The organism is Dolichospermum sp. LEGE 00246 (genome assembly GCF_015207865.1).
Taxonomy (GTDB): domain Bacteria; phylum Cyanobacteriota; class Cyanobacteriia; order Cyanobacteriales; family Nostocaceae; genus Dolichospermum; species Dolichospermum heterosporum.
Map to the genome: position 1 here is coordinate 1 of NZ_JADEWA010000730.1, position 1,458 is coordinate 1,458.

The 1,458-nt window shown below is 32.9% G+C and carries 1 protein-coding gene; it reads left to right on the forward strand.

The window, feature by feature from the left end; translation table 11 throughout:
• Positions 1 to 83 precede the first annotated feature (83 nt).
• Entirely contained in the window at positions 84 to 899 is an 816-nt protein-coding gene (locus IQ228_RS25985; RefSeq protein WP_193965002.1) for a DUF268 domain-containing protein, read from the forward strand.
• Positions 900 to 1,458: the final 559 nt, after the last annotated feature.

A 1,458-nucleotide genomic window follows, 5' to 3' on the forward strand; every position in this document is an offset into this window, starting at 1 on the left:
GTAAAATAAGTTTTTAGTAACTCACCAATAAAATAGAGATAATTGTCCTATTATTCATCTTCAAAACAAACATGAACAAAAATATGAGCCAATCATTGATACCTAGAATACGTTATAATCTTAAGATAGTTTATCATGTTATTTCTGAATTAGGATTTACTCCTCTTAATACGATTTCATTTTTCAGAGGAGTTCCTATTTATATTTCTCAATTCCTAAAATTTTATTTGGAAAGTCAGAAATCCAATCAAGCTATTGCTATAGGAAATCTATTTCCATGTATGATAGACAGATATGAAGGGGCTGGTCATATAACTAAACATTATTTTCACCAGGACCTATGGGCAGCACGCAAAGTCTATCAAAATAATCCAGAACATCACATAGATGTTGGCTCAAGAATTGATGGTTTTGTATCCCATGTGCTGACTTTCCGTGATATTGAAATTCTCGATGTTAGACCTATGACTTCAAATGTTTCCGGTATGACTTTTCGTCAAGCTGATTTGATGCAATCGGAAAGCGTACCAGTCAACATTTGTGATTCTCTTTCTTGTTTACATGCATTAGAGCATTTTGGACTGGGGCGATATGGAGATCCAATTGATCCCGAAGGGCATATTAAAGGTTTGACTTCTTTAACAAAGTTATTAAAACCAGGTGGAACTTTATTGTTATCAGTTCCTATTGGTTTTGAGAGAGTTGAATTTAATGGACATCGTGTGTTCTCTGTTGAAACTATTCTCTCCCTTACTAAGGCAGATTATGATCTGATTTCTTTTTCTTACATTGATGATAATGATGATTTTTACGAAAATGCTAACACCGCAAAAGTTCCAGATATAATTTATGGCTGTGGTTTATTTTATCTTAGAAAATTATCAACTGATAAATTGTGAAAATGTAGGCGTTGTTGAATCATAGCGTAATTTTAAAAGAAGTTTATCTAGTTTTAGTCTATACAGCAGTTTTTACTGTTAACAAGTACAGTAACAAGAAGAATAAACTAGTTTCTTAAATACGGAAGATTGATTAACTGTACCTCATAAAATTTTTCTAAGTCTTAAAGTTCTTACTTAGCAGGGTTTGGGAGTGATTTATCCTATAGCTCAAATTCCATAAGAAATACCCAAAAGACAATTGGCAGCCCACTGTAGCATTTTTGAGTATTAAGTAGTGAGACAGAATTAATTACACAATGTCATTGCGTTAGCGCAGCGTGGCGTTAGCCATATAGAACAAAGTGAAATGAAGCAATTCCAAGGGTTGTGATTGCTTCCCTTCGCTCGCAATGACTGTAAATATTTTTGTCCAATTACTTAACAATTAACTGGAAAAAACCAAATCTAGACTAAATTTAGTTTTAGTAGTGAGTTCGTGGATTGTCATGTTGTCTATTTTTTTGTATCCCTAAACGGTTAAACTTTCACTCACTTTTATCTCTAGTCAATTTTAGAT

Bases quoted from the DNA above. Each gene is read 5' to 3' on its own strand.
- IQ228_RS25985 (WP_193965002.1), top strand. From the start codon at position 84: ATGAGCCAATCATTGATACCTAGAATACGTTATAATCTTAAGATAGTT.